The sequence below is a fragment of the Mesorhizobium escarrei genome (genome assembly GCF_935825525.1).
Lineage (GTDB): Bacteria > Pseudomonadota > Alphaproteobacteria > Rhizobiales > Rhizobiaceae > Mesorhizobium > Mesorhizobium escarrei.
The window spans coordinates 103,916-129,411 of the sequence record NZ_CAKXZT010000140.1 but is presented as its reverse complement, the minus strand read 5'-3'; the positions used below and the strand labels follow the sequence as shown (position 1 = coordinate 129,411).

At 62.5% G+C, this 25,496-nt stretch carries 26 protein-coding genes; 17 read left to right on the top strand and 9 right to left on the bottom strand.

What is annotated here, in order from left to right:
• The first annotated feature begins 116 nt into the window (after positions 1–116).
• The 5 genes from urtB to NMG80_RS22685 all read left to right on the top strand — a co-directional run bounded on the left by urtB (position 117) and on the right by NMG80_RS22685 (position 5,122).
• Positions 117–1,733 carry an urea ABC transporter permease subunit UrtB gene (urtB, locus tag NMG80_RS22705; RefSeq protein WP_254020178.1) on the top strand — a complete coding sequence of 539 codons (1,617 nt, stop codon included), beginning with the start codon at positions 117–119 and terminating at the stop codon, positions 1,731–1,733.
• Positions 1,730–2,962 carry an urea ABC transporter permease subunit UrtC gene (gene urtC, locus NMG80_RS22700; protein WP_254020177.1) on the top strand — a complete coding sequence of 411 codons (1,233 nt, stop codon included), beginning with the start codon at positions 1,730–1,732 and terminating at the stop codon, positions 2,960–2,962. Before urtB ends, urtC begins: the two co-directional genes overlap by 4 nt.
• Before the next feature lie 3 nt (positions 2,963–2,965).
• Positions 2,966–3,712 (top strand): urea ABC transporter ATP-binding protein UrtD, encoded by a 747-nt coding sequence (gene urtD, locus NMG80_RS22695; protein WP_254020176.1) that lies wholly within the window; start codon positions 2,966–2,968, stop codon positions 3,710–3,712.
• Positions 3,713–3,782: 70 nt separating this feature from the next.
• Complete coding sequence (gene urtE, locus NMG80_RS22690) at positions 3,783–4,478, top strand: urea ABC transporter ATP-binding subunit UrtE (protein WP_254020175.1); 696 nt, start codon at positions 3,783–3,785, stop codon at positions 4,476–4,478.
• A gap of 467 nt (positions 4,479–4,945) precedes the next feature.
• Positions 4,946–5,122, top strand: a complete 177-nt coding sequence (locus NMG80_RS22685) for a hypothetical protein (protein ID WP_254020174.1) — start codon at positions 4,946–4,948, stop codon at positions 5,120–5,122.
• A 30-nt stretch (positions 5,123–5,152) separates the two neighbouring features.
• Here NMG80_RS22685 and NMG80_RS22680 read toward each other — a convergent pair whose 3' ends face one another.
• From NMG80_RS22680 to NMG80_RS22655, 6 genes are all read right to left on the bottom strand, one after another.
• A complete protein-coding gene (locus NMG80_RS22680; protein WP_254020173.1) occupies positions 5,153–5,959 on the bottom strand; it encodes a DUF72 domain-containing protein in 807 nt (268 codons plus the stop codon).
• A 192-nt stretch (positions 5,960–6,151) separates the two neighbouring features.
• Positions 6,152–9,073, bottom strand: coding sequence for an excinuclease ABC subunit UvrA (gene uvrA, locus NMG80_RS22675; protein ID WP_254020172.1), 2,922 nt, complete (start codon positions 9,071–9,073; stop codon positions 6,152–6,154).
• Between the two features lie 564 nt (positions 9,074–9,637).
• The gene (locus NMG80_RS37380) at positions 9,638–10,189 is read right to left on the bottom strand and encodes a hypothetical protein (RefSeq protein WP_367185989.1); all 552 of its coding nucleotides are present in this window, start codon (positions 10,187–10,189) and stop codon (positions 9,638–9,640) included.
• A 44-nt stretch (positions 10,190–10,233) separates the two neighbouring features.
• Positions 10,234–10,839, bottom strand: a complete 606-nt coding sequence (locus NMG80_RS22665; protein ID WP_254020171.1) for an ATP-dependent Clp protease proteolytic subunit — start codon at positions 10,837–10,839, stop codon at positions 10,234–10,236.
• 21 nt (positions 10,840–10,860) lie between these two features.
• Complete coding sequence (locus NMG80_RS22660; protein ID WP_254020170.1) at positions 10,861–11,352, bottom strand: SRPBCC family protein; 492 nt, start codon at positions 11,350–11,352, stop codon at positions 10,861–10,863.
• Complete coding sequence (locus NMG80_RS22655) at positions 11,349–11,663, bottom strand: ArsR/SmtB family transcription factor (RefSeq protein WP_254020169.1); 315 nt, start codon at positions 11,661–11,663, stop codon at positions 11,349–11,351. The genes NMG80_RS22660 and NMG80_RS22655 overlap by 4 nt, the downstream gene beginning before the upstream one ends.
• Positions 11,664–11,900: 237 nt before the next feature.
• Here NMG80_RS22655 and NMG80_RS22650 point away from each other — a divergent pair, with 237 nt between their 5' ends.
• From NMG80_RS22650 to NMG80_RS22640, 3 genes are read left to right on the top strand one after another with little or no spacing between them, the layout of a single operon-like run.
• Positions 11,901–12,422, top strand: coding sequence for a single-stranded DNA-binding protein (locus NMG80_RS22650; protein ID WP_301943382.1), 522 nt, complete (start codon positions 11,901–11,903; stop codon positions 12,420–12,422).
• A 33-nt stretch (positions 12,423–12,455) separates the two neighbouring features.
• Complete coding sequence (locus NMG80_RS22645; RefSeq protein WP_254020168.1) at positions 12,456–12,854, top strand: DUF2306 domain-containing protein; 399 nt, start codon at positions 12,456–12,458, stop codon at positions 12,852–12,854.
• Positions 12,855–12,884: 30 nt separating this feature from the next.
• A complete protein-coding gene (locus NMG80_RS22640; RefSeq protein WP_254020167.1) occupies positions 12,885–13,307 on the top strand; it encodes an OsmC family protein in 423 nt (140 codons plus the stop codon).
• Between the two features lie 8 nt (positions 13,308–13,315).
• Here NMG80_RS22640 and NMG80_RS22635 read toward each other — a convergent pair whose 3' ends face one another.
• Positions 13,316–13,945: a MarC family protein gene (locus NMG80_RS22635; RefSeq protein WP_254020166.1), complete on the bottom strand. Its 630-nt coding sequence runs from the start codon at positions 13,943–13,945 to the stop codon at positions 13,316–13,318.
• Positions 13,946–14,023: 78 nt separating this feature from the next.
• Positions 14,024–14,560 carry a hypothetical protein gene (locus NMG80_RS22630; RefSeq protein ID WP_254020165.1) on the bottom strand — a complete coding sequence of 179 codons (537 nt, stop codon included), beginning with the start codon at positions 14,558–14,560 and terminating at the stop codon, positions 14,024–14,026.
• An 86-nt stretch (positions 14,561–14,646) separates the two neighbouring features.
• Between NMG80_RS22630 and NMG80_RS22625 the strand changes: the two genes are divergently transcribed.
• A complete protein-coding gene (locus NMG80_RS22625; protein WP_254020164.1) occupies positions 14,647–15,516 on the top strand; it encodes a helix-turn-helix transcriptional regulator in 870 nt (289 codons plus the stop codon).
• A gap of 175 nt (positions 15,517–15,691) precedes the next feature.
• Positions 15,692–18,502 (top strand): DNA gyrase subunit A, encoded by a 2,811-nt coding sequence (gene gyrA, locus NMG80_RS22620; RefSeq protein ID WP_254020163.1) that lies wholly within the window; start codon positions 15,692–15,694, stop codon positions 18,500–18,502.
• 62 nt (positions 18,503–18,564) lie between these two features.
• Here gyrA and NMG80_RS22615 read toward each other — a convergent pair whose 3' ends face one another.
• Positions 18,565–18,717, bottom strand: coding sequence for a hypothetical protein (locus NMG80_RS22615; RefSeq protein WP_254020162.1), 153 nt, complete (start codon positions 18,715–18,717; stop codon positions 18,565–18,567).
• A gap of 339 nt (positions 18,718–19,056) precedes the next feature.
• On the opposite strand from NMG80_RS22615, the gene coaD reads away from it, so the two are divergent.
• From coaD to NMG80_RS22580, 7 genes are all read left to right on the top strand, one after another.
• On the top strand, positions 19,057–19,557 hold the full coding sequence (gene coaD / locus NMG80_RS22610) for a pantetheine-phosphate adenylyltransferase (RefSeq protein ID WP_254020161.1): 501 nt from the start codon (positions 19,057–19,059) through the stop codon (positions 19,555–19,557).
• A 74-nt stretch (positions 19,558–19,631) separates the two neighbouring features.
• A complete protein-coding gene (locus tag NMG80_RS22605; protein WP_254020160.1) occupies positions 19,632–20,222 on the top strand; it encodes a peptidylprolyl isomerase in 591 nt (196 codons plus the stop codon).
• 27 nt (positions 20,223–20,249) lie between these two features.
• On the top strand, positions 20,250–20,762 hold the full coding sequence (locus NMG80_RS22600) for a peptidylprolyl isomerase (RefSeq protein WP_091593716.1): 513 nt from the start codon (positions 20,250–20,252) through the stop codon (positions 20,760–20,762).
• Between the two features lie 120 nt (positions 20,763–20,882).
• Positions 20,883–21,995, top strand: a complete 1,113-nt coding sequence (queA, locus tag NMG80_RS22595) for a tRNA preQ1(34) S-adenosylmethionine ribosyltransferase-isomerase QueA (protein WP_254020159.1) — start codon at positions 20,883–20,885, stop codon at positions 21,993–21,995.
• A complete protein-coding gene (tgt, locus tag NMG80_RS22590; protein WP_254020158.1) occupies positions 21,992–23,122 on the top strand; it encodes a tRNA guanosine(34) transglycosylase Tgt in 1,131 nt (376 codons plus the stop codon). Before queA ends, tgt begins: the two co-directional genes overlap by 4 nt.
• A gap of 184 nt (positions 23,123–23,306) precedes the next feature.
• Positions 23,307–23,543, top strand: a complete 237-nt coding sequence (locus tag NMG80_RS22585; RefSeq protein ID WP_095492825.1) for an Lrp/AsnC ligand binding domain-containing protein — start codon at positions 23,307–23,309, stop codon at positions 23,541–23,543.
• Positions 23,544–23,960: 417 nt separating this feature from the next.
• Positions 23,961–25,373, top strand: coding sequence for a circularly permuted type 2 ATP-grasp protein (locus NMG80_RS22580; protein WP_254020157.1), 1,413 nt, complete (start codon positions 23,961–23,963; stop codon positions 25,371–25,373).
• Positions 25,374–25,496: the final 123 nt, after the last annotated feature.

Genomic DNA, 25,496 nt, shown 5'->3' with positions numbered 1-25,496 from the left:
CCGGGTCGGTCGTGGATTTCTCCACGACCTGGACCGCGACGCGTCCGGGCGAGCTCGTCCTCTCCTCCAGTCCGCCCGGACGCGAAGTTTCAACCCTCAAGAGTCGCCAGAAATCGATGGTCCTCACCCGCGCGATCGGCCTGACGCTGCTGCTCCTCCTGGGGATGCTGTCGCCGTCGAACGCTGCCGAAGCGGATCTGCGCGCCATCATCGCCAAATTTGCCACTGCCTCGAATTTCTCGGCCACCGAAGCTGTCGTGCGCGAGCTCGTCGCCACCGGTGACACTGCCGTCGAACGTCCGCTTGGCGCGCTTGCCGAGGGCGATCTTTACGTCCGCAAGGCCGATTCGCTGGTTTTCATCGGCAAGGCAGCTGGCGGCAGCGTTGCGCTGCTCGACCCGCTGAGCGGTGAAAAATCGGGCGACGCGGCCAAAAGCGAGATCACCAAGATCAAGGTCAACAACACGCTGCGCCGCGCCATCCGCGATGCGCTGGGCACGCTGACGCTCGGCGCGAAAGATCCGGCCGCGCGCATTGCCGCCGCCGACACCATGTTCAAGACGCCCGACGCGACAAACATCGAGCCGCTCGATGCCGCCATCGCCAGCGAAACCGTGGGAAGCGTCAAAGCGCTGCTCGAACAGGCCCGCGCCGCATCGGTTATGGTCTCCGACAGGCCCGAGGCCGACAAACTGGCGGCGGTCGCCCTGATCGGCGGGCGCGGCGATCGCAACGCCCTGTCCCTGCTCACCGCCGTCGAGGCCAATTCCGAAGGCGCGGTCAAGGACGCGGCGACGGCGGCGATCGCCAACATCAATTCGACGCTGGCGCTGTGGGATGCGGGCCAGAACATCTGGTACGGCATTTCCCTCGGATCGGTGCTGCTGCTGGCGGCGATCGGCCTCGCCATCACCTTCGGCGTCATGGGTGTCATCAACATGGCGCATGGCGAAATGGTAATGCTCGGCGCCTACACGACCTTTGTCGTGCAGGAGGTGATCCGAAACTCCTTTCCCGGCCTGTTCGACTGGTCGCTGGTTATCGCGCTGCCGCTGGCCTTCTCGGTCGCGGCGCTCGTCGGCCTCGTCATCGAGCGGGGCGTGATCCGTTTTCTCTACGGCCGGCCGCTGGAGACGCTGCTGGCGACATGGGGCGTCTCGCTGATCCTGCAGCAGGCCGTGCGCACCATCTTCGGGCCGACGAACCAGGAGGTCGGCAACCCGTCATGGATGTCGGGTTCGTTCGGCATCGGCCAGCTTGCCGTGACCTGGAACCGGCTCTGGATACTGGTTTTCGCGCTCGGCGTGTTCGCGGTGCTGCTTTATGTGATGAAGCGCACCCCCTGGGGCCTGCAGATGCGCGCCGTCACCGCCAACCGCCGCATGGCCGCTTCGATGGGCATCAGGACGCCGTGGGTCGACGCGCTGACCTTTGCGCTGGGGTCTGGCATTGCCGGCATCGCCGGTGTCGCGCTCAGCCAGATCGACAATGTCTCGCCCAATCTCGGCCGCGGCTACATCATCGACAGCTTCATGGTCGTCGTCTTCGGCGGCGTCGGCAATCTCTGGGGTACGCTGGTCGGCGCCTTCTCGCTCGGCATCGTCAACAAGTTTCTCGAACCCTATGCCGGGGCGGTACTCGGCAAGATCGTCGTGCTGGTCCTCATCATCCTGTTCATCCAGAAACGCCCGCGCGGCCTGTTCGCGCTGAAGGGCAGGTCGGTGGAAGCATGATCACGGGACGCTTCTTCGCCGCCGGCGCCGACCGCCGCATCGCCATCACGATCTTCATCCTTTTGGCGGTCGCCATCATCGTGCCGCTGCTCAATCTTGCGGTCGCGCCGACAAGTTCCTTCTACGTGCCGTCCTATGTCGTCGCGCTCACCGGCAAGTATCTTTGCTACGCGCTGCTCGCCTTGGCGCTCGATCTCGTCTGGGGCTACTGCGGCATCCTTTCGCTCGGCCACGGCGCCTTCTTCGCGCTCGGCGGCTACGCGATGGGCATGTATCTGATGCGCCAGATCGGTTCGCGCGGCGTCTACGGCAATCCGCTGCTGCCGGACTTCATGGTGTTCCTGAATTATGGGGAATTGCCATGGTTCTGGTACGGTTTCGATCATTTCTGGTTTGCCGCGATCATGGTGCTGGCGGTGCCCGGCCTGCTCGCCTTCGTCTTCGGCTGGTTCGCCTTCCGCAGCCGCGTCACCGGCGTCTATCTGTCGATCATCACCCAGGCGATGACCTATGCGCTGCTGCTTGCGTTTTTCCGCAACGACATGGGTTTCGGCGGCAACAACGGCCTGACCGATTTCAAGGATATTCTCGGCTTCAACGTGCAGGCCGATGCGACACGCTCGGCATTGTTCGCGGCCAGCGCCGTCACGCTGGCGCTCGCCGTCCTCGTCACCTGGGCGATCGTCGGTTCCAAATACGGCAAGCTGCTGATGGCGGTGCGCGACGCCGAGAGCCGCACGCGCTTTCTCGGCTGGCGCGCCGAGAACGTCAAACTGTTCGCCTTCACCGTGTCGGCTGTCATGGCCGGCATTGCCGGCGCGCTCTACGTGCCGCAGGTCGGCATCATCAATCCAGGCGAGTTCGAGCCGTCTAATTCGATCGAGGTCGTGGTATGGGCGGCCGTCGGCGGACGCGGCACCATCGTCGGGCCGATCATCGGCGCGCTCGTGGTCAATGCCGGCAAATCCTGGTTCACCGGCGTTCTGCCGGAGTTCTGGCTGTTTGCGCTGGGCGGACTGTTCGTCGCCGTCACGCTGTTCCTGCCCAAGGGCATTGTCGGCATGTGGGATTCCTGGCGGGGCAATGCCAGGGCGCTACGCGCGGCCTCGATCAATGAGGAGTCTGGCACCGATCCTGCCGTCCCGCCACCGCCGAAGATCATTCGCTCGGCTGCGAGAACGCCTGGCGACTGGTCCGCGTCGGGCCCCGAACCGCAGCCGGCGGAGTGAGCGATGTCTAGGAGCAACACCATCCTCTATCTCGACGGGGTCTCGGTCTCCTTCGACGGCTTTCGCGCCATCAACAATTTGTCGCTGGTGCTCGACAAGGGCGAGATGCGGGCGATCATCGGTCCGAACGGCGCCGGCAAGACCACGATGATGGACATCGTCACCGGCAAGACGCGCCCCGACGCGGGCGAGGTTTACTTCGACGGGCAGGTCGACCTGACGAAACATGACGAGGCCGAGATCGCCATGATGGGCATCGGCAGGAAATTCCAGAAGCCGACGGTCTTCGAAAGCCACACGATCGAGGAGAACCTGATGCTGGCGCTGAAGGGCCCACGCTCGATCTTCCCGGCGCTGTTCCATCGCCGTTCGGCGGCGGAGGCGCGGCAGATCGACAATATCCTCGGCATCACCCGGCTGGGCGACAAGCGCGACGAGCTCGCCGCCAATCTCAGCCACGGACAGAAGCAATGGCTCGAGATCGGCATGCTGCTGGCGCAGGATCCGAAGCTGCTGCTGGTCGACGAACCGGTCGCCGGTATGACCGACGCCGAGACCGAGGAGACCGCGCGGCTGCTCAAGGATATTGCGCGCGACCACTCGGTCATTGTCGTCGAGCATGACATGCATTTCGTGCGCGAGCTCGGCGTCAAGGTCACCTGCCTGCACGAAGGTTCTGTCCTGTCCGAAGGCTCGCTCGATTTCGTTTCGGCCGACGAGCGTGTCGTCGAAGTCTACCTGGGGAGATGATCATGGTCTGGCGCGTTCCGTTCCATCATTTCGACCTTTCGTTCTTCAGGCGTTGGAGAAAGCGCTGACCATGCTCGAAGTCTCCAACGCCACGCTGCATTACGGCGCCGCCCAGGCGCTGCGTGGCGTCTCGCTGAAGGCGGGCGCGGGCAAGATCACCTGCGTGCTCGGCCGCAACGGCGTCGGCAAAACCAGTTTGATGAGATCGATCGTCGGCCACCACCGGCTGACGAGCGGAAGCGTTGCCTTCGAGGGGAAGGCGCTCGACCGGAGCGCGGCGTATGATCGCGCCCGGTCGGGCATCGCATTCGTGCCGCAGGGCAGGGAGATCTTCCCGCTGCTCACCGTGCGGGAAAACCTCGAATCGGGCTTTGCGCCATTGAAGCGCGCCGACCGCAACATTCCCGGCTACGTCTTCGAATTGTTCCCGGTGCTGAAGCAGATGCTCGCGCGCCGCGGCGGCGACTTGTCCGGGGGCCAGCAGCAGCAGCTTGCCATTGGCAGGGCACTGGTGATGCGGCCGAAACTGCTGGTGCTCGACGAGCCAACCGAGGGCATCCAGCCGTCGATCATCAAGGATATCGGCCGCGCCATCCGCTATCTGCGCGACCAGGCAGATATCGCCGTGCTGCTGGTCGAACAGTATCTCGATTTCTGCCGGGAACTGGCCGACGAAGTCAACATCATGGACCGCGGCCTGATCGTCCACACCGGCCCGGCCGAGGATCTCGACCGGGCGGATGTCCGCAAGTTCCTGACTGTTTAATCGCAGACCCTCGAGATTAGCCGAACCATCTCTTCCGTCTTCATCCTGGGGCGAAGCAAGGAGCGAAGCGACGCGGCGCAGACCCCAGGATCCATGCCGTGCCGTCAGCCAAAGAGTGCAGCGGTCAAGATAGCCCCGTTCTCCGGCGCACCCATCCTGGATTCTGCCTCGTGGCGACGCTCTGAAGTTACGGCATGGATCCTTGGGTCTTCGCTCCGCTTCGCGCCGCTGCGCCCAAGGATGACGAAATCACGAAGGCCCGCTCAGTCTTTCCTGAACGCCTCTGGCGCGCTGAAGATTGCATGCTAGGCTTTACTTGGCCTTGTTGAGTCGGCCGCTTTCCGTATCAGTCTCGTTGACAGATCAAGGTGAGGCGCAGGCTCAGCCGGCACGTTCCGTGCAAGCAGCCCCCAACTGCGATCTGATCGTTGTTCAAACGCATTTGGGGCACTTGGCCAGGGCAGCCGATGGAACGTTACCTCGAGGACTACCAGAAACGACGGCTTACCGAGCGCGTCGACATCATGAACGCCATCGATATTCTGAAATCGCAAGGATACGACCACGACCAACTGATCGCGGAGCTAACCAAGGTGTTCTTCGTCGATCTCGATGCCTACAACGAAGTCGTGGTGGCGGCGTGACAGAAGGGTGGATGCGCTGTGCCGCCAACGTCAGCCTGTGACGCGCTTCATCAGCGCCATGGCGCCGAACGGCGCGCGGGCCTTGCCTTCGGTGATGAAGTAGACGAACACATCCCGCGGTTTGACCTGTGCTTCGGTTGAGGGATCGGCGCGCGGCAGGTCGGCCGGCGCCTTGCCCTGCGCCCAGGTCTTTGCCCGCGCCGCCCATTCGTCGAGCGCCTTTGGCGTGTAGCAGTCGGGATTGTCGTCGCTGCCGGTCTGCAGCCGGGCATAGACGAAATCGCCGGTGACGTCGGCGATTGCCGGATATTTGGCGTGGTCGGCGTAGACGATGGCGACCTTGTATCGACGCGCCAGTGCGGCGAATTCCGGCACGACGAAACTGTCGTTGCGCACCTCGACCGCATGGCGCAGCGCAATGCCGTCCTGCTTTTCAGGCAACAGCTTGAGGAAAGCCTCGAAATCGTCCGCGTCGAATTTTTTGGTCGGCGCGAACTGCCACAGGATCGGCCCGAGCTTGTCGCCGAGCGCGACGACGCCCGATCCCAGGAAACGTGTCATCGACTCGCCGGCCTCTCCGAGCACGCGGCGGTTTGTGACGAAACGGTTGCCCTTCAGCGAATAGACGAAGCCATCCGGCGCCTCGTTTGCCCATTTGACGAAGGTCGGCTCCTTGAAACTCGAATAATAGGTGCCGTTGACCTCGATGCTCGGCACCTGCCGGGTTGCGTATTGCAGCTGCTTCGCCTTGGACAACTTGTCCGGGTAGAAGGACGCGTCCCACGGCTCGAAGGTCCAGCCGCCCATGCCGGCGCGGATTTTTCCAGATTGAGTCACTGTCGTCCTCCCGGGTTGAAATAGATCAGGCCGTAGCGATCGTTTCCCCAGCTTTAGCCATGTCGAAAAGCGGATTGGGCGTAGGGCGGCGCATAGGCGGCTTCCGTCAGCCGGACGACAGTATTAAGATCACCGGCAAGCGCTCTTCTGATCTTCATTTGAAGGTTCTTTCAAACGCCAGCCAGCCTTCACTCACTCCGCCGCTTCGCGCTTGCCTCCGGGCCGCCGCTCCAAAAGGTCCCTAAGGAACTGGCCGGTGTAGCTTCGCTTCTCGCGGACGATGTCCTCCGGCGTGCCTGAGGCCACCAGCTCGCCGCCGCCATCTCCGCCTTCGGGACCGAGATCGAGCACCCAGTCGGCGGTTTTTATCACCTCGAGATTGTGCTCGATGACGACCACCGTGTTGCCCTGGTCGACCAGCTCGTGCAGCACTTCCAAGAGCTTGGCGACATCGTGGAAATGCAGGCCGGTGGTCGGCTCGTCGAGGATGTAGAGCGTCTTGCCGGTCGCCTTGCGCGACAGTTCCTTGGCGAGCTTGATGCGCTGCGCCTCGCCGCCCGACAGCGTCGTCGCCTGCTGGCCGACATGGATGTAGCCGAGGCCGACCTGCTTCAGCGTCTCCAGCTTGTCGCGCACGCCGGGCACGGCGGCGAAGAAATCGACGCCTTCCTCGACCGTCATGTCGAGCACGTCGGCAATCGACTTGCCCTTGAACAGGACGTCGAGCGTCTCTCTGTTATAGCGCTTGCCGTGGCAGACGTCGCAGGTGACATAGACGTCGGGCAAAAAGTGCATCTCGATCTTGATGACGCCGTCGCCCTGGCAGGCCTCGCAGCGGCCACCTTTGACGTTGAACGAGAAGCGACCTGGCTGATAGCCGCGCGCCTTGGACTCCGGCAGGCCGGCGAACCAGTCGCGGATCGGCGTGAAGGCGCCGGTATAGGTGGCGGGATTGGAGCGCGGCGTCCTTCCGATGGGCGACTGGTCGATATCGATGACCTTGTCGAGGAACTCGAGGCCCTCGATGCGGTCGTGATCGGCCGGGTGCTCGCGCGAGCCCATGATGCGGCGCGACGCCGCCTTGAACAAGGTCTCGATCAGGAAGGTCGACTTGCCGCCGCCGGAGACGCCGGTGACGGCGGTGAAAGTGCCGAGCGGGATTTCGGCGGTGACGTTCTTCAGATTATTGCCGCGCGCGCCGACGATCTTCAGGCGCCGGTTCTTCTTGGCCTCGCGCCGCACCGCCGGCGTCGCCACTTCGAGCTCGCCGGACAGATATTTGCCGGTGATCGAGGCCGGGCTGGCCATGATCTGCTGCGGCGTTCCCTGCGCGATGATGTGGCCGCCGTGGATGCCGGCAGCCGGGCCGATATCGACGACATAATCGGCATGCAGGATGGCGTCTTCGTCATGCTCGACGACGATCACCGTGTTGCCGATGTCGCGCAGATGCTTCAGGGTGTCGAGCAGGCGCGCATTGTCGCGCTGGTGCAAGCCGATCGACGGCTCGTCCAGCACATAGAGCACGCCGGTGAGGCCGGAGCCGATCTGCGAGGCCAGCCGTATGCGCTGGCTCTCGCCGCCCGACAGCGTGCCGGAATTGCGCGACAGCGTCAGGTAGTCGAGCCCGACATCGTTGAGGAAGCGCAGCCGCTCGCGGATTTCCTTGAGCACGCGCACCGCGATCTCGTTCTGCTTGCCGCTGAGTGCGGAGGGCAGCTCGGTGAACCATTGGTCGGCCTTGCGGATCGACAGCTCGGTGACCTCGCCGATGTGCTTGCCGGCAATCTTCACCGCAAGCGCTTCCGGCTTCAACCGGTAGCCGTGGCATGCCGGGCAAGGCGTCGCCGACATGAAGCGCTCGATCTCCTCGCGCATCCAGGCGGATTCGGTTTCTTTCCAGCGCCGCTCGAGATTGGGGATGACACCCTCGAAGGTCTTTGTCGTCTGGTAGGAGCGCAGCCCGTCATCGTACTGGAAAGTGACCTCGCGCTCGCCGGTGCCGTGCAGGATGGCTTGCTTTGCCTCTTCGGTCAGGTCCCGGAACTTGTCGCCGAGCTTAAAGCCATAAGCCTTGCCCAGCGCCTCCAGCGTCTGCACGTAGTAGGGCGACGTCGATTTCGCCCATGGGCTGACGGCGCCGCCGCGCAGCGACAGATTGTCGTCGGGCACGATCAGGCTGGCGTCGATGGCGCGCTGGCTGCCAAGGCCGTCGCAGGTCGGGCAGGCGCCGAACGGGTTGTTAAAGGAGAACAGCCGCGGCTCGATCTCGGGAATGGTGAAGCCGGACACCGGGCAGGCGAACTTTTCCGAGAACAGGATGCGCTCATGCGTCTCGTTCTTCGACTTGTTGACCGAATCCTCGCCGGTCTGGCTGGCGTCGAGCGGCCGGTCGGCGAATTCGGCAACCGCCAGCCCGTCGGCGAGCTTCAGCGCGGTCTCGATGGAATCGGCAAGCCGCGTCGCCAGATCGCCGCGTACGACGATGCGGTCGACGACGACGTCGAGGTCATGCTTGTACTTCTTGTCCAGCGCTGGCACGTCGGCGATTTCGTAAAAGACACCGTCGACCTTGACGCGCTGAAAACCCTTCTTCTGCAGCTCCAGCAGTTCCTTGCGGTATTCGCCTTTACGGCCTCGCACCATCGGCGCCAGGATGAACAGCCGGGTGCCTTCCTCGACCGCCAGCACGCGATCAACCATCTGCGACACCGTCTGGCTCTCGATCGGCATGCCGGTGGCCGGCGAATAGGGGATGCCGACGCGCGCGAACAGCAGCCGCATATAGTCGTAGATCTCGGTGACGGTGCCAACCGTCGAGCGCGGGTTCTTCGACGTGGTCTTCTGTTCGATGGAGATGGCCGGCGACAATCCGTCGATCTGGTCGACGTCAGGTTTTTGCATCATTTCGAGGAATTGCCGCGCATAGGCCGACAGGCTCTCGACGTAGCGGCGCTGGCCCTCGGCATAGATGGTATCGAAGGCGAGCGACGACTTGCCGGACCCCGACAGGCCTGTCATGACGATCAGGCTGTCACGCGGCAGGTCGAGATCGACATTCTTCAGATTGTGTTCGCGCGCCCCGCGAATGGAAAGATATTTATGGTCGGCCATCGCCGGTCGCCGCCTCAGATCTGGAATCTCGTGGGATGGCGGGTTGTCCCGGCCATCCCCTATGTAGGTAATTTAGCCACCGTTTCGAGAGACGCCACAACTCTCGACCAAGCCTTTAATCGTCTTTCGCGCGGGCGAGCAAGCGGAAAGAACAAAGGCCGAACAAGCTCCTGACAAAATGCGTCATGTAATCCACGGCCGACGCCGCGCTGCTCAAAGCGGATGCAAATTGCGGATTCGCCACATAAGCGATCACGTTTTTGGTAAATCGGCTATCCAACTGTTGACGTCTACGCGTCAGGGAGTCAGACTCCAGTCGTCACCCGAAGCCGTCCGTCTATCGATGGCCTCGCCGCCTAAGGCGGCCTGCGAGACGCCGCAGGCTTTTGCGATATGCGCTTCGGACGACACCAGTCGCAATGGACAGAAGAGGAGAGCAGAGGAATGACTCCACCGGACAGTCCCTTGAGGCTCCACGTGTCGCTGGAGCCGCGGCAGGCATAAGTGCCAGGGCCAGGCGTTTGCGCCGCCCGACAAACCGTGACCTGCCGATCCCAATGAAAATCAGAGACTACTAGTCGGATCGTCGGCCGAACGCCGCGAAGCATCCGAGATCAAAAGCCGGCAGTGTACTCCCGGCAAATTGGATTTTAGATCCAAAAAAGCCCCGACCGTTTGCGGAAGCAGCGGCGGGGCTGTTTGTTTCAGTGGCGCAAGCGCGCACGAGTGCCCTGACATTCCTGACATTATGGCGGCGATGATGGCCGATGGACGTGTCCTATCGCCGGGGGCTTTGATTGCGCCGGTGCCGACATCGAAGGTTATGCTGCCGGAAATCCTGACGTCGGTATCGCCAATCTTGAACTGGCTGTTGCCGCTGGCGGGTGCTGCATCGTCGGGTTCGGCAGCCGGCGTGGCGACGCGGTAGTCGTTGGTCACGCCGGGCAGCGTGCCTTCGTGCGGCGGCGTTGAATTGTCTTTGGCGAACGCCGTGCCGGAGGTAATCGCCGCGACGGCGATACCGATAATCAGCCGGTTCAAGCAAATGCGTGAAATCTCAGACATCGGCGGACTGTATCGCCGCATTCTGGCCGAAGCCAGACCGGTGGCGATCAAACTGGCCGAACGGCTTGGCGGTTATCGCTCATGGCGTTCGGCTTTCAAGCCGCCTGTTTGCGCCTATCAAAGACATGATCGACAAGGCCCCATGTCTTTGCCTCCGCGGCGGTCATGAAATAGTCGCGGTCAAGCGTGCGTTCGACCTCTTCGAACGTGCGACCACAGTGGTGCGCGTAAAGCTCGGTCATGCGCCGCTTGGTCCTGAGGATGCCTTCGGCGTGGCGCTGGATATCGGAAGCCTGGCCCTGAAAGCCGCCCAGCGGCTGGTGCAGCACGATGCTGGTGTTGGGCAGCGCGATGCGTCGCCCCGGTGTGCCGGCCATCAGCAGGAAGGAGGCCATCGACGCAGCAAAGCCCATGCAGACGGTGGATACGGGGCAAGACACGTACTGCATCGTGTCGTAGATGGCGAAGCCGCTGGTCACCACACCGCCCGGCGAGTTGATGTAGAGCGATATCTCCTTGTCTGGATTGTCGGATTCCAGCGACAGGAGCTGGGCGCAGACCAGCGCCGACACACCATCGTCGATCGGACCGTTGATGAAGACGATGCGCTCGCGCAGCAGCTGCGAAAAAATGTCGAAGGCGCGTTCGCCGCGGCTCGACTGCTCGATCACCATCGGCACCAGATTGGCAAAACCGCTCATCGCTTTTCTCCGTTGTGCAGTTCAGGCCGCGCGCAAGACGAGGCGCGGCGTGTTTGCGGCTATGGTCTGTCTGGGGTTGTGTGCGTTGAGCGAAAGCCGGCAACCGGCGCCGGCAACCGCAGGCGTAGCTACTCGCGCAAATCCGTCGTGGATGATATGCAGATGCGTCCCGCCCGACACAGTGCGGTCGAGCGTGAAGGTGACGATGCTATCCATTGGGCTGTCCAGCGGGCTGGTGAGCGGATCCGCGGTATTGCCAGGCGCCGGCCGCTCCCGCCAGGAATAACGCAGCAGGCGTTCGGGCTCGGCGTCGAGGATTTCGCACTCGATCTGACCATCAGCCTTGGCAAAGGCAAAGCGGCTGCCGATCTCCGGCTTGATGTCGTTCGGCATCATCCAGGCCGCGAGCAGGTCCGGCGCCGTCAGCGCCCGCCACACTTTTTCCGGCGGGTCTGGAAGCTCGCACTCGAACTCGATCGAGTCTGCCGCCATGTTTGAATGCTGTGCCGTCATTGGTCCATATCCTTCAAAACCGCCTTGAGCCGTTCGATACGCTCGGGCCAGAACGCACGGTAACGCTCGATCCAGCCGAGCAGAGGGTCAAGCCCTTGCGGATCGGCGCGATAATAGGCGTTGCGGCCGGCTCGCCGCTCGGCCACCAGGCCGGCGCCGCGCAGCACCGCGAGATGCTGCGAGACGGCCGGCTGCGACACGGTCATGCCGCTGCGCAGTTCCGATACGGTCATCTCGCCGGCGGCGAGCCGTTCGTAGACGGCGCGTCGCGTCCGGTCGGAAAGCGCTCGAAAAATCTCTGCCTCGATCATGGTCAAAGCATAAGTGGATACTTATTGGTTTGGCAAGCAGTCTTTTCGCGCCCATATGGGATGGAGCGGCGGACCCAATCGATTGCTGACATTCCTTGACAGTAGAGATTGATGAGCCTAAGAACGAAAAGAGAACAAAAACCTTGTGGGAAAAGGCAGCCACGGCAGGCGGGGATTGTCCTCAGTCTATAAGGTGAGCGACAGAAATTCTGTTTCGGATGAGCGCGGAGAAGTATCATGGCGGGTAGCGTCAACAAGGTCATTCTGGTGGGCAATCTCGGGGCGGACCCGGAAATCCGCCGTTTGAATTCGGGTGAGCCGGTCGTCAATATCCGCGTCGCCACCTCGGAAAGCTGGCGCGATAAGACTTCCGGCGAGCGCAAGGAGAAGACCGAGTGGCACAATGTTGTCATCTTCAACGAGCAGCTCGCCAAGGTCGCCGAGCAGTATCTGAAGAAGGGTGCCAAGGTTTATGTCGAGGGCCAATTGCAGACGCGCAAATGGCAGGACCAGACCGGCAATGACCGCTACACGACCGAAATCGTGCTGCAGAAATTCCGTGGCGAGCTGCAGATGCTCGACGCACGCGGGCAGGGCGAGGGCGGTCAGGTCGGCAGCTATGCCGGCGGTGGCGCGAGCCGCGGTTCCGATTTCGGGCAGTCCGGCCCGAGCGAGAGTTTCAATCGCGGCGGCGGTGGCGGCAACAAGGGTGGCGGCGGTGGTTCGTCGCGCGAGCTGGACGACGAAATCCCGTTCTGAGTCAATGCCAGGGGCATTTGAGGAGAGGGCGAGATGTCTCTCGGACCGCTGCTATCCGCGCCCCCTCCCATCCCGTGGCACGCGTTTGCGGCCTGTGCCGCACTGGCGATAGGCGGAGCACAACTGGCGTTGCCGAAAGGCACGCCTCGCCACCGCGTATTCGGCTATATCTGGGCGGCGTTGATGCTGCTCATCGCCATCTCGAGTTTCTGGATCCAGGAGATACGCCTGATCGGTCCGTTCAGCCCGATCCATCTCCTGTCGATCCTGGTGCTGATCACCGTGCCGCTGGCGGTGTGGTATGCTCACAGCCATAAAATCACCGCGCATCGCGGTGCCATGATCAAGCTCTATGTTTTCGCGCTGATCGGCGCGGGGGTGTTCACGCTGCTGCCCGGCCGTATCATGCACGCGGTCGTGTTCGGCCAGTGATCGGTTCGAACGCCTGCAAGGAAAAATCTGGTGAAAGCACGAGTCAAATGGGTCGAGGAGCGCACCTTCGTCGGCGAGTCCGCCAGTGGGCACAAGCTGGTGCTCGGCACTGCGTTCGGAGTGGAAGGCAAGACGCCGGGACCGAGCCCGATGGAACTGGTGCTGCTCGGCACTGGCGGCTGCTCGGCCTATGATGTCGTCCACATCCTCGAAAAGGGCCGCGAGGCGGTCGAAGACTGCGTGGTCGAACTCGATGCCGACCGGGCGGAGAAGGAGCCGCGGGTGTTCACGCGCATCCATATGCATTTCGTCGTCAAGGGCCGAGGGCTGTCGCACGACAAGGTGAAGCGGGCGATCGAGCTTTCGATCGAAAAATACTGTTCGGCCTCGGCAATGATGGCCAAGACCGCCGCGATCACGCACGACTTCGAAGTCATCGATACGGCAAAGTAGGACAGCTCCTATGTCGCCATCAACGCCTTGACGCCGTCGGCGACGAACTGCACCGCGAGCGCCGCCAGGATGACACCGAGCAGCCGTGTCAGGATCGAGCGGCCGGTCTGGCCGAGGATACGGTCGATGCGCTCGGCCAGCACGAACACCAGGTAGGTGATGACAAGGCAGATCGCGATGATGCCGACAAGGGCTGCCTGCGCGCCAAAACCTGGAAAAGAACCGGAGAGCAGGACCGTCGCTGAAATTGCGCCCGGACCGGCGATCAGCGGAATCGCCAGCGGAAAGGCGGCGATGTTGTGGATCATGTCCTTGGTGATGGCGACGTCGCCGATCTTCTCCTTGCGGTCCTGCCGTCGCTCGAACACCATTTCGAAGGCGATGAAGAACAGCAGGAATCCGCCGGCGACGCGGAACGCCGGCAGCGTGATGCCGAACACCGACAGGATCGATGCGCCGGCGATTGCAAACAGCGCCATCACAAGGAAAGCGATGATCGAGGCGCGCACGGAAACTTGGTTGCGTTCCCCGCGGTTCATGCCGCGCGTCACGGCGAGGAAGAGCGGCGCCAGGCCAGGCGGGTCGATGGTCACGAGAATGGTAACGAAGGCGTTGAACAGGCTGTCGAAGCTCGGCATCTCTGACCCTCCCCGCCGGGCCGTGCCCGAGACCCCAGCATTGGTAGAGCAAAGCGGCGGCAGGGGAAACCGTGCGGGTCAGGTACTGGCGACGCGCCGCGCCAGGAACTCGACTTCGAGCCGCCAGGTCGCGCCATCGTCCTGCGAGCGTTCGCCCCGCCAGCGGAACGAATCTTCGGTAATCCTGGAAAAACTCCAGCGCACCGAGGCGCCGGTGCCGTCGGTGCCTTGCTGGACGATGGTGTCGCCCTCGGCGCGGCCGAGCTGGCGGCTGTAATACTGGGTGCGCGGATCGCTCCAGAAGATATGCCAAGCGTCGACGCCGGGGTCATAGACGCGCAGTGTCGTGCCATAGAAGGTCCAGGCGCCGAGGGAAGCCTGTGCGCCAGTGTTCCGCGCGGGCAGGATCCATACGTCCTGGATCGCGCGGCCCTCGAGCACCCAGCCGAAATGCACCTCGCCGCGCCCGGTCAGCACCTCGCCGTCTTCGAGATGGCGCGTGGCGTCGAACGTCCAGGCGCCGACGAAGCGGCCGTAAAGGTTCAGTTTTTCGGCAAGGTTCGCGGCTGGCCCGTCGCTGTGCAGGGCTTCGGCAAAGGAGGATGAATTGAACATGGTTGCGGTCTCTTGTTGTCAGGAGGCTGGAGGGAATAGGCCCTGGCAGGCTTCTTGCGCTTGGGAAAAATTGCTATGTTTCGGCCATGACGACGAGCGTGCATACACTGGCGTCCGGAAAAGGCTGGCGGGTGTTGGACGTGGTCTGCACCGCCGGCGCCGCCGATCGCCCGTTCGAGGAAGAGCATCGTAATTTCTGCGTCGCCGCGGTGACCAACGGCACCTTCCGCTACCGCGCACGCCAGGGCACGGCGATGCTGACGCCGGGCGCGCTTCTGCTCGGCAACCCTGGCACCTGCTACGAGTGTGGGCACGAGCATGACGCCGGCGACCGCTGCCTCTCCTATCATTTCATTCCGGCCTATATGGAACAGATCGTCGCCGACACGCCGGGCACGAAGAAGCTGGCCTTCGAGACGCCGCGGCTGCCGCCTCTGTCTGCGCTGGTACCGCTGCTGGCCGCGGCCGAAGCCGCGCGCGAGATGGCCGACATCGAGGCGTTCGAGGAACTCGGTTTGCGGATTGCCGGCGCAGCCGTCGCCTCCGGTATCACGCCTGCTGCCCAGGCGCCGAGCCGTCGCGACCAAAAACGTGTCGCGGAGGCGGTGCGGCGCATTGAGCTGGATGCCGACCGGCCGGTCTCGCTTGCCGAGCTTGCAAGCGAGACGGCGACCAGTCCCTACCATTTCCTGCGCACTTTCCGACACGTCGCGGGCATGACGCCCTACCAGTTCCTGCTGAAAACCCGGCTGCACAGGGCAGCGGTGCGGCTGCGCATGTCGGACGAGCCAATCTCGACGATCGCCTTCGAGGCAGGGTTCAACGATTTGTCGACCTTCAACCGTCGTTTTCGGCGCGTGATGGGAGAGACGCCCGGCGCCTACCGGCTCCGGCAGCGCGCGATAAAGCGCCGGATACATCTGCCGTTCCGGCTTTGTGAGGCAAAGTTGGCCTGACAATGAGCTTTGCCGCGATGGACACGAAAAGCGCCTCGGCCATATCGTCGCAATGCGTGATATCCTTTTGAAATCACCACAAAAATCGACACTGGAAAACTGTCGCGGACGTTGGAGTTTCGACCCGGCTTCCTATATAAGCACCGAGTGATTCCCGATTAGATTGTGACCTGATTTGACCGACCAGAAGACACCGCGCGGCGCCGATGGCGGGCCCACCGGCATCGAGCCGATATCCATCATCGAGGAGATGCAGCGCTCCTATCTCGATTACGCGATGAGCGTGATCGTCAGCCGTGCGCTGCCTGATGTGCGCGACGGCCTGAAGCCGGTGCATCGCCGCATCCTCTACGCCGCCCATGAGAGCGGCTATCACTGGAACCGCAAATATGTGAAGTCGGCGCGTCCGGTCGCCGACGTGATGGGTAAATACCATCCGCACGGCGACGCCTCGATCTACGACGCCCTGGTGCGGATGGCGCAGGACTGGTCGCTGCGCGTGCCGCTGATCGACGGGCAAGGCAATTTCGGCTCGATCGACGGCGATCCGCCGGCGGCGATGCGTTATACCGAATCGCGGCTGACCAAGGTCGCGCATGAGCTGCTGGAAGATATCGACAAGGACACCGTCGATTTCCAGGACACTTATGATGCGTCCGGCAGCGAACCGAAAGTGCTGCCGGCGCGCTTTCCCAATTTGTTGGTCAACGGCTCCGGCGGTATCGCCGTCGGCATGGCCACCAACATCCCGCCGCACAATCTGGGCGAGGTCTGCAACGGCGCCATTGCCCTCATCGACAATCCGGCGATCGATCTGCCGGCGCTGATGGAGATCATTCCAGGGCCTGATTTCCCGACCGGCGGCATCGTGCTCGGCCGTTCCGGCATCTACAGCGCCTATTCGACCGGCCGCGGCTCCATCGTCATGCGCGGCCGCGTCAACGTCGAGGCGCGCGGCAACGACCGTGAATCGATCGTCATCACCGAGGTTCCCTACCAGGTGAACAAGTCGTCGATGATCGAGAAGATGGCCGAGCTGGTGCGCGACAAGCGCATCGAGGGCATTTCCGACATCCGCGACGAGAGCGATCGCCAGGGCTACCGTGTCGTCATCGAACTGAAGCGCGACGCGGTCGCCGACGTCATCCTCAACCAGCTCTACCGTTTCACGCCGCTGCAGACGTCGTTCGGCGCCAATATGGTGGCGCTGAACGGCGGCAAGCCGGAATTGCTGACGCTGACTGACATGCTGAAGGCGTTCGTCGCCTTCCGCGAGGACGTAATCAGCCGGCGCACGAAATTCCTGCTGCGCAAGGCGCGCGACCGCGCCCATGTGCTGGTCGGCCTTGCCATTGCCGTCGCCAACATCGACGAGGTCATCAAGCTGATCCGCAGCGCGCCGGACCCGCAGACGGCGCGCGAGCAGTTGATGGAGCGGCGCTGGCCCTCGGGCGACGTCGAATCGCTGATCCTGCTGATCGACGATCCGCGCCACCGCATCAACGAGGACGGCACCTACAATCTGTCCGAGGAGCAGGCCCGCGCCATCCTCGAATTGCGCCTGCAGCGGCTGACCGCGCTCGGCCGCGACGAAATCGCCGACGAGTTGAACACGATCGGCGACGAGATCAAGGATTACTTGGATATCCTGTCGTCGCGCGCCCGCATTCAGCAGATCGTCAAGGACGAGCTTGCAGCCGTGCGCGACGAGTTCGGCACCCCGCGCCGCACCGAACTGTCCGAGGGCGGGGCAGATATGGAAGACGAGGACCTGATCCAGCGCGAGGACATGGTCGTGACGGTCAGCCATTCCGGCTACATCAAGCGCGTGCCGTTGTCGCTCTACCGGGCGCAGCGCCGCGGCGGCAAAGGCCGCTCCGGCATGTCGACCAAGGAAGAGGATTTCGTCACCCGGCTGTTCGTCGCCAACACGCACACGCCGGTGCTGTTCTTCTCCTCGCGCGGCATTGTCTACAAGGAAAAGGTGTGGCGCCTGCCGATCGGCAACCCGCAGTCGCGCGGCAAGGCGCTGATCAACATGCTGCCGCTGGAGCAGGGTGAACGCATCACCACCATCATGCCGCTGCCCGAGGACGAGACCAGCTGGGGCGAGCTCGACGTGATGTTCGCCACGACGCGCGGCACAGTGCGCCGCAACAAGCTGTCGGACTTCATCCAGGTCAACCGCAACGGCAAGATCGCCATGAAGCTGGAAGAGGAAGGCGACGAGATACTCGGCGTCGAGACCTGCACCGACAATGACGACGTGCTGCTGACCGCAAGCTCCGGCCAGTGCATACGCTTTTCGGTCAGCGACGTGCGCGTTTTCCAGAGCCGCAACTCGGTCGGCGTCCGCGGCATCGCCATGGCTGCCACCGACCGGGTGATCTCGATGGCGGTGATCGAACATGTCGATGCGCCGCCGGCTGAGCGCGCCGCCTATCTCAAGCGGGTGGCGGCCGAACGGCGGCTCGCTGCCGGCATTGCGGCGGGCGAGGACGAAGACTTCCAGCTCACCAATGAGGAGGTCGGCGAGGAGACGGAGCTGTCCGACGAGCGCTACGAATTCCTCAAGGCACACGAGCAGTTCGTGCTGACGGTGACGGAATATGGCTACGGCAAGCGCTCGTCTTCCTATGATTTCCGCCTGACAGGGCGCGGCGGCAAGGGCATCCGCGCCACCGATGTGTCGAAAGTGGCCGAGATCGGCCGTCTGGTGGCAACCTTCCCGGTCGGCAATGACGACCAGATCATGCTTGTCTCGGATGGCGGCACCGTCATCCGCGTGCCGGTCAACGGCATTCGCTTCGCCAGCCGCGCCACCAAGGGCGTGACCATCTTCAACACGGCCGACGGCGAGAAGGTCGTTTCCGTGGAGCGGATATCGGAGCCGCAATCCGACGACGAAGCCGAAGAGAGTGTCGAGGGCGACGCAACTCTGGATACCGGTACTGAAGGCGGTGGCCCGGACAATAACGCCGAGTAGGTCTTGATGGGTGGGCAATGCCGGCCCGATGGACCGGCGCCGTCAACAGATAACGGCCGGGTTTAGAAATGCCGTTGAGGCTTGCGGATACCGAAGCCTCCGAACTGCTTGGCATTGGACTTGGCGCGGACGCGCTCAGCTTCCTGATGCAACCCGAATACGGTGGCGATTAGCATGGCGACGGTCATTGCAGTGGCGAGCATGTAGATCAGCATGTGCGTGTTCTCCTGCACCTAGCAACGATCAAATGGGGTTTTGGTTTCATCTTCTGAAGCTGCAATCTAATGAACGCTGCGTGAAGCCTTCGTGATCGGCCCATTCATTGGTCGTTCATCTCAGCCAGAAGGTTCACTCGAAGCGCATCGCGATTAGGCGATGCGTTTTGAAGTCCCCGTTTGGGTGGATGCCGTTGTTCCAAACCGCTGCGCGCCCTCGGGTCAGGCCCTGGGTCAGGCCCAGGGTCAGGCCCGAGGGTATGCTTTTGCGGCGACATGCATTGGCGGCTCGCTGATCGGATTTGCCTTTGCGAGAGAGGCTCGCTAGAAGCACCTGCCATGACCGAACGCATCGCCCTTTATGCCGGCTCCTTCGACCCGCCGACCAACGGCCATCTCGACGTGCTGAAGGCCTCGCTGGCCGTGGCGGACACCGTCTATGCGGCGATCGGCATTCATCCCGGCAAAAAGCCGCTGTTTTCGTTCGAGGAGCGGGTCGACCTGATCGAAGCTGCGACGAGGGCCGAATTCGGCCGCGACGGCGCGCGCATCAAGGTCGTCGCTTTCGACGGGCTGGTCATCGACGCTGCCAGGAAGCAGGGCGCCTCGATCATGATCCGTGGCCTGCGCGACGGCACCGATCTCGACTACGAGATGCAGATGGCCGGTATGAACGAGACCATGGCGCCCGAACTGCAGACGGTTTTTCTGCCCGCCAGCCCTTCGGTGCGAACCATTACCGCCACACTTGTCCGTCAGATAGCCTCGATGGGCGGCGACATCCGCCCCTTCGTGCCGGCGGCCGTGGCTGGCGCACTCACCGCCAAATTCGCAAAATAATGCATGTCGCCTAAAGTGGATACCCGGTTTGGGGCAACGACATGCGTAAAACAAAGGTTTTCGGAGAAAGATCCATGCAGCTCAACAGGCTCGCCACCTGCTTTGTCGTTCTTTTCGGTCTTGTGACCGCATCCGTTTCGGCGTTCGCCGCCGATCCGGAAAACACGATGATCATCACGCTGAAGGACGGCGACGTGACCATCGCGCTCAGGCCCGATCTCGCGCCAAAGCATGTCGAGCAGATCAAGAAGCTGGTGCGCCAGGGCGCTTATGACAACGTCGCTTTCCACCGCGTCATCGACGGCTTCATGGCGCAGACCGGCGACGTGAAGTTCGGCAACATGAAGAACGGCTTCAGCGCCGACGCTGTCGGCACCGGCGGCTCCGATCTTCCCGACCTGCCGGCCGAATTCTCGAAGACCGAGCGCTATGAACGTGGCGTGGTCGGGATGGCCCGCTCGCAGGACCCGGATTCCGCCAATTCGCAGTTCTTCATCATGTTCGCGCCGGCGCCGCCGCTCGATGGCCAGTACACCATCGTCGGCAATGTCGAGAACGGCATGGAACTGGTGGACAAGATCAAGAAAGGCGACGCTGCGCAGAACGGGGTCGTCACCGATCCCGATCGCATGATCAAGGTGCGCATCGCCGCCGACGGCAAGTAAACCCATTTTTTCAAAGGATATTCTGACATGGCCGAGATCAAGGACCGCGAGAACGCGCTCATCATGGAAACGACCAAGGGCAAGGTCGTCATCGAACTGTTTCCGGATCTGGCGCCTGGCCATGTCGGCCGCATCAAGGAACTGGCGCGCGAAGGCGCTTATGACGGCGTGGTGTTCCACCGCGTCATCGACGGCTTCATGGCGCAGACCGGCGACGTGAAATTCGGCAATTCCAGCAAGCCCTCTTTCGCACCGGCGCGCGCCGGCACCGGCGGCTCCGACAAGCCCGACCTGAAGGCGGAGTTCTCCAACGCCAATCACGGCCGCGGCACCTGCTCGATGGCGCGCTCGCAGAACCCGAACTCGGCCAACTCGCAATTCTTCATCTGCTTCGACGATGCCGCCTTCCTCAACCGCCAATACACGGTCTGGGGCCAGGTCATCGAAGGCATGGACAATGTCGACAAGATCAAGCGCGGCGAGCCGGTGCCGGATCCCGACAAGATCGTGTCGCTGAAGGTCGCGGCCGACGTGAAATGACCTACTTGGCTGTCGCGGCTATCACTTTGATGCTTGCCGCGGCGGCAGCTCCGGCGCTGGCGACGGAATCGATCGTTTGCAGTGGCGGTGACCTGGCCGGAATTTTGAAGCGGGATTTTCTTGCGCGTCGATCTTTTCGACTTTGATCTGCCGGAGGAGCGCATCGCGCTTCGACCGGCAGAACCGCGCGACAGCGCCAAAATGCTGGTCGTCAGACCGGGTGAGGGCCTCGAAGATCGGACGGTGCGCGAGCTGCCGTCCCTGCTCGAGGCCGGTGACGTGCTGGTCTTCAACGACACCAGGGTTATTCCGGCACAGTTGAAGGGCATCAGGCGGCGCGGCGAAGCGGCGGCGCAAATCGAAGCCACGCTGCATATGCGGGTGGCGCCGGACCGCTGGCTGGCGTTCATGCGGCCGGGCAAGCGCATCGCCGCCGGTGACCGCATCCATTTCGGCCATGACGCCAATTCCTGCTTTCTCGGTCAGCTCGATGCCACGGTGATCGAGAAGGGCGGGGCCGGCGAGGCTTTGCTTGGTTTTGACCTTTCAGGTCCGTTTCTCGATGAGGCGCTGCACGCCGTCGGCCACATTCCGCTGCCGCCTTACATCGCTTCGAAGCGCGACGACGACGAACGCGACCGCAGCGACTACCAGACGATATATGCCAGGGAGGAGGGGGCTGTCGCGGCACCCACGGCCGGCCTGCATTTCACGCCCGAGCTTTTCGCCGCGCTCGATGCCAAGGGCGTCGAACGGCGCTTCGTCACCTTGCATGTCGGCGCCGGCACGTTCCTGCCGGTGAAAGTCGACGACACCGCCGATCACAAGATGCATGCCGAGATCGGTTCGGTCAGCCGGGAAACCGCCAAGGCGCTGAACGCGGCAAAGGCGCGTGGCGGGCGCATCATCGCCGTCGGCACGACGTCGTTGCGCCTGCTGGAGAGCGCTGCGCGGGAGGACGGCACGCTGGCCGGATGGTCGGGTCCGACCGATATCTTCATCACGCCCGGCTATCGCTTCAAGGCCTCCGACATGCTGATGACCAATTTCCATCTGCCGCGCTCGACGCTGTTCATGCTGGTTTCGGCGTTTTGCGGTCTGGAAACGATGCGTGCGGCCTATGCGCATGCCATCGAGAACCGCTACAGGTTCTACTCCTACGGAGATGCAAGTCTGCTGTTCAAGGAGGAGAACGATGGAGGCGCGCCCGGTATAGAACAAGGAATTCAATGACTAAAGCGTTCACCTTCAAGGTGCTGGCGACCGACGGCAAAGCGCGGCGCGGCTCCGTCACCATGCCGCGCGGAGAAATCCGCACGCCGGCCTTCATGCCGGTCGGCACCGGCGGCACGGTCAAGACCATGTATATGGATCAGGTGCGCGGCGTCGGCTCGGACATCATCCTTGGCAACACCTATCATCTGATGCTGCGGCCGGGCGCCGAGCGTGTGGCGCGGCTTGGCGGTCTGCATGAATTCGCCCGTTGGCCGCATCCGATCCTGACCGATAGCGGCGGCTTCCAGGTGATGTCGCTGTCGAAGCTGAGGAAACTGACCGAAAAGGGCATCACCTTCCGCTCCCATATCGACGGCACCGCCTATGAGATGTCGCCCGAGCGCTCGATCGAAATCCAGGGACTGCTCGGCGCCGACATCCAGATGCAGCTCGACGAATGCACCGCGCTGCCGGCCGTGGAGAAGGAGATCGAGCGGGCGATGGAGCTGTCGCTGCGCTGGGCCGAGCGTTGCAGGACGGCGTTCGGCGACCAGCAGGGCAAGGCGATGTTCGGCATCGTCCAGGGCGGCGACATACCGGCCCTGCGGCTGCGCTCGGCGCAGGCGCTGAAAGCGATGGACCTCAAGGGCTACGCGATCGGCGGGCTGGCGGTCGGCGAACCGCAAGCGGTGATGCTCGAAATGCTCGACATCACCTGCCCGGAGCTGCCGGCGGACAGGCCGCGCTATCTGATGGGTGTCGGCACGCCTGGCGACATATTGAAATCGGTGGCGCGCGGCATCGACATGTTCGATTGCGTGATGCCGACACGCGCCGGCCGTCATGGCCTCGCCTATACAAGGCGCGGCAAGGTCAATCTGCGCAACGCCCGCCATGCCGACGATCCGCGCCCGCTGGACGAGGAGAGCGACTGCCCGGCCGCCAGAGATTATTCACGCGCCTACCTGCACCATCTGGTGCGCTCGCAAGAAGCGCTGGGAGCGATGCTTCTGACCTGGAACAATCTTTCCTACTATCAGAAGCTGATGCAGGACGTTCGTGCCGCCATCGAAGCCGGCATCTTCGAGGCGCGGGCGGCAGAGATTTCCGAGGGTTGGGCTAGGGGCGATATCCCGGCGATGTGATCGAGCCCTCAGGTGCTCGGCAGAGATTCACGGTTTCAGCACGCCGCGAACATTCGCCGGTTGGCTGCAGTTAAGCTTCTTCCTCCAAGTCGGGTTCCGCCTGAGCGCCGTCCTGAAGCTTGAAAGCCGGGCGGCACTCTGCCACAAGGGCCGCTTATGCGTGCAAGCTGAGCAGGACCGGGCAATGAAGGCATTTTTCGTGCAGATAAAGTGCGATCTGGGCAAATCCTATGACGTTGCCGGCGCGTTGGCCGATGCCGAGATCGCCTCGGAAATCTACTCGACAGCCGGCGATTACGATCTGCTCGCCAAATTCTATGTCGACGACGAGGAAGACATCGGCCACTTCGTCAACGAGAAGGTGCAGATTCTTCCTGGCATCAAGGACACGTTTACGGTCGTCACCTTCCGCGCGTTCTGAGAGACCGTTTGGAACTGATGGCGTTTTTCTGCGCTTCCGGTGCTCACGGACCAGCGCATGACCCCGGAAACCGATTTCGGTTTCCGGAAAAGGATCATGCGCAAATGCAAAGTGTTAGAGCGTCCTTTGGTCCTTTGTCATTTGCGCGTCCAATTGGACACTCAGCGCTCTAATGTCCGCTGCGCGCCGGGTCTCGAAACCACCACCATATGACTCGCCAGAGCGAATTTCGAAACAGTCTCCGAGCGGCGCCGGCCGCCTGCCCGGGCACGAGGCAAAGCCTGACCCAGCCATATCGGCGATGCCCTAATTTTAGGCACGTCGCGACATACTGAGCGCCAACATCCTCCAAATCACCGATTGCGCTTGATTTTCTCCGGTGACGCCAGTGAAATGGTCTCACAGGGGAGTATGCGATTGGCAGCGTTCGACGAAATGCTTCCGGAAATCTCCGGATTGAGAAAACCGTATTCGGCTTACGATCGCTGGCTAAAGGAGCAGGATCCGGCCAGGCTCACCGAAAAGATGCAGGATGCCGAACGCGTCTTTCGCAAGACCGGCATCACCTTTGCCGTCTATGGCGAGCAGGAAGCCTCCGAGCGCCTTATTCCCTTCGACATCGTTCCGCGCATCATTTCCGGCAATGAATGGCGACGGCTGACGCAAGGCATCGAGCAGCGCGTCCAGGCGCTGAACGCCTTTCTCGACGATATCTACCACCGCCAGGAGATTTTGCGCGCCGGGCGCGTCCCCAAGGAATTGATCGCCAAGAACGAGGCGTTCCTGCCGGAGATGATCGGAGTGCGGCCGCCTGCCGGCGTCTACACCCATATCATCGGCGTCGATATCGTTCGCATCAGCGAGAACGAATTCTACGTGCTGGAGGACAATGCGCGCACGCCGTCCGGCGTCTCCTACATGCTGGAGAACCGCGAGACGATGATGCAGCTCTTTCCCGAGCTGTTCCAGCAGATCAAGGTGCGGCCGGTGGAAAACTATCCGCAGCTCTTGCGCCAGTCGCTGGCGGCAGTGCGGCCGCAAAGCACCAACGGTGCGCCGACAATTGCCGTGCTGACGCCGGGCAGCTTCAATTCCGCCTATTTCGAACATGCCTTCCTTGCCGACCAGATGGGCGTGCAGCTTGTCGAAGGGCAGGATCTGCGCGTCGTCGATGGCCACGTCGCGATGCGCACGACCGAAGGCTACAAGCAGATCGACGTGCTTTATCGAAGGGTGGACGATTCTTTTCTCGATCCGCTGACCTTCCGCCCGGACTCGGCACTGGGTGTGCCCGGCATCATGGATGTCTACCGTGCCGGCAACATCACCATCGCCAATGCGCCGGGAACCGGTATCGCCGACGACAAGGCGATCTATTCCTACATGCCCGAGATCGTCGAATTCTACACCGGCCGCAAAGCGATCCTCGGCAATATCCCGACCTGGCGCTGCTCGGAGCCGGACAGCCTGAAATACGTGCTCGAACATATCGATGAGCTGGTGGTGAAGGAGGTGCATGGCTCCGGCGGCTACGGCATGCTGGTCGGGCCGGCGGCGACCAAGAAGGAATGCGAGCATTTTTCCAAGAAACTCGCGGCAAGACCGTCGAACTACATCGCCCAGCCGACGCTGGCATTGTCGACCTGTCCGATCCTGACCGACAAGGGACTGGCGCCGCGCCATGTCGATCTCAGGCCCTACGTGCTGGTATCTGATCGGATCCAGATCGTGCCGGGCGGGTTGACGCGTGTGGCGCTGAAGGAAGGCTCGCTGGTGGTCAATTCGTCCCAGGGCGGCGGGACGAAGGATACTTGGGTGCTGGATGATTAGAATAGTGATTAGTGAATAGTGAATAGTGAATAGTGAATAGTGAATAGTGAATAGTGAGTAGTCAGTAGTCAGTAGAGGGAAATCAACGATGTCATCCTCGGTCGAAATGCAAGCATTCACTAT

What these genes read in the sequence shown, in the direction of transcription:
- NMG80_RS22685 (WP_254020174.1), top strand. Translation starts at nt 4,946, where the DNA reads ATGGAACGTTACCTCGAGGACTACCAGAAACGACGGCTTACCGAGCGC.
- NMG80_RS22585 (WP_095492825.1), top strand. Translation starts at nt 23,307, where the DNA reads ATGAAGGCATTTTTCGTGCAGATAAAGTGCGATCTGGGCAAATCCTAT.
- NMG80_RS22630 (WP_254020165.1), bottom strand. Translation starts at nt 14,560, where the DNA reads ATGTTCAATTCATCCTCCTTTGCCGAAGCCCTGCACAGCGACGGGCCA.
- tgt (WP_254020158.1), top strand. Translation starts at nt 21,992, where the DNA reads ATGACTAAAGCGTTCACCTTCAAGGTGCTGGCGACCGACGGCAAAGCG.
- NMG80_RS22665 (WP_254020171.1), bottom strand. Translation starts at nt 10,839, where the DNA reads ATGAGCGGTTTTGCCAATCTGGTGCCGATGGTGATCGAGCAGTCGAGC.
- coaD (WP_254020161.1), top strand. Translation starts at nt 19,057, where the DNA reads ATGACCGAACGCATCGCCCTTTATGCCGGCTCCTTCGACCCGCCGACC.
- NMG80_RS22635 (WP_254020166.1), bottom strand. Translation starts at nt 13,945, where the DNA reads ATGCCGAGCTTCGACAGCCTGTTCAACGCCTTCGTTACCATTCTCGTG.
- NMG80_RS22605 (WP_254020160.1), top strand. Translation starts at nt 19,632, where the DNA reads ATGCAGCTCAACAGGCTCGCCACCTGCTTTGTCGTTCTTTTCGGTCTT.
- NMG80_RS22655 (WP_254020169.1), bottom strand. Translation starts at nt 11,663, where the DNA reads ATGATCGAGGCAGAGATTTTTCGAGCGCTTTCCGACCGGACGCGACGC.
- urtE (WP_254020175.1), top strand. Translation starts at nt 3,783, where the DNA reads ATGCTCGAAGTCTCCAACGCCACGCTGCATTACGGCGCCGCCCAGGCG.
- NMG80_RS22645 (WP_254020168.1), top strand. Translation starts at nt 12,456, where the DNA reads ATGTCTCTCGGACCGCTGCTATCCGCGCCCCCTCCCATCCCGTGGCAC.
- NMG80_RS22625 (WP_254020164.1), top strand. Translation starts at nt 14,647, where the DNA reads ATGACGACGAGCGTGCATACACTGGCGTCCGGAAAAGGCTGGCGGGTG.
- urtD (WP_254020176.1), top strand. Translation starts at nt 2,966, where the DNA reads ATGTCTAGGAGCAACACCATCCTCTATCTCGACGGGGTCTCGGTCTCC.
- uvrA (WP_254020172.1), bottom strand. Translation starts at nt 9,073, where the DNA reads ATGGCCGACCATAAATATCTTTCCATTCGCGGGGCGCGCGAACACAAT.
- NMG80_RS22615 (WP_254020162.1), bottom strand. Translation starts at nt 18,717, where the DNA reads ATGCTGATCTACATGCTCGCCACTGCAATGACCGTCGCCATGCTAATC.
- urtC (WP_254020177.1), top strand. Translation starts at nt 1,730, where the DNA reads ATGATCACGGGACGCTTCTTCGCCGCCGGCGCCGACCGCCGCATCGCC.
- NMG80_RS22600 (WP_091593716.1), top strand. Translation starts at nt 20,250, where the DNA reads ATGGCCGAGATCAAGGACCGCGAGAACGCGCTCATCATGGAAACGACC.
- NMG80_RS22650 (WP_301943382.1), top strand. Translation starts at nt 11,901, where the DNA reads ATGGCGGGTAGCGTCAACAAGGTCATTCTGGTGGGCAATCTCGGGGCG.
- urtB (WP_254020178.1), top strand. Translation starts at nt 117, where the DNA reads ATGGTCCTCACCCGCGCGATCGGCCTGACGCTGCTGCTCCTCCTGGGG.
- NMG80_RS22660 (WP_254020170.1), bottom strand. Translation starts at nt 11,352, where the DNA reads ATGACGGCACAGCATTCAAACATGGCGGCAGACTCGATCGAGTTCGAG.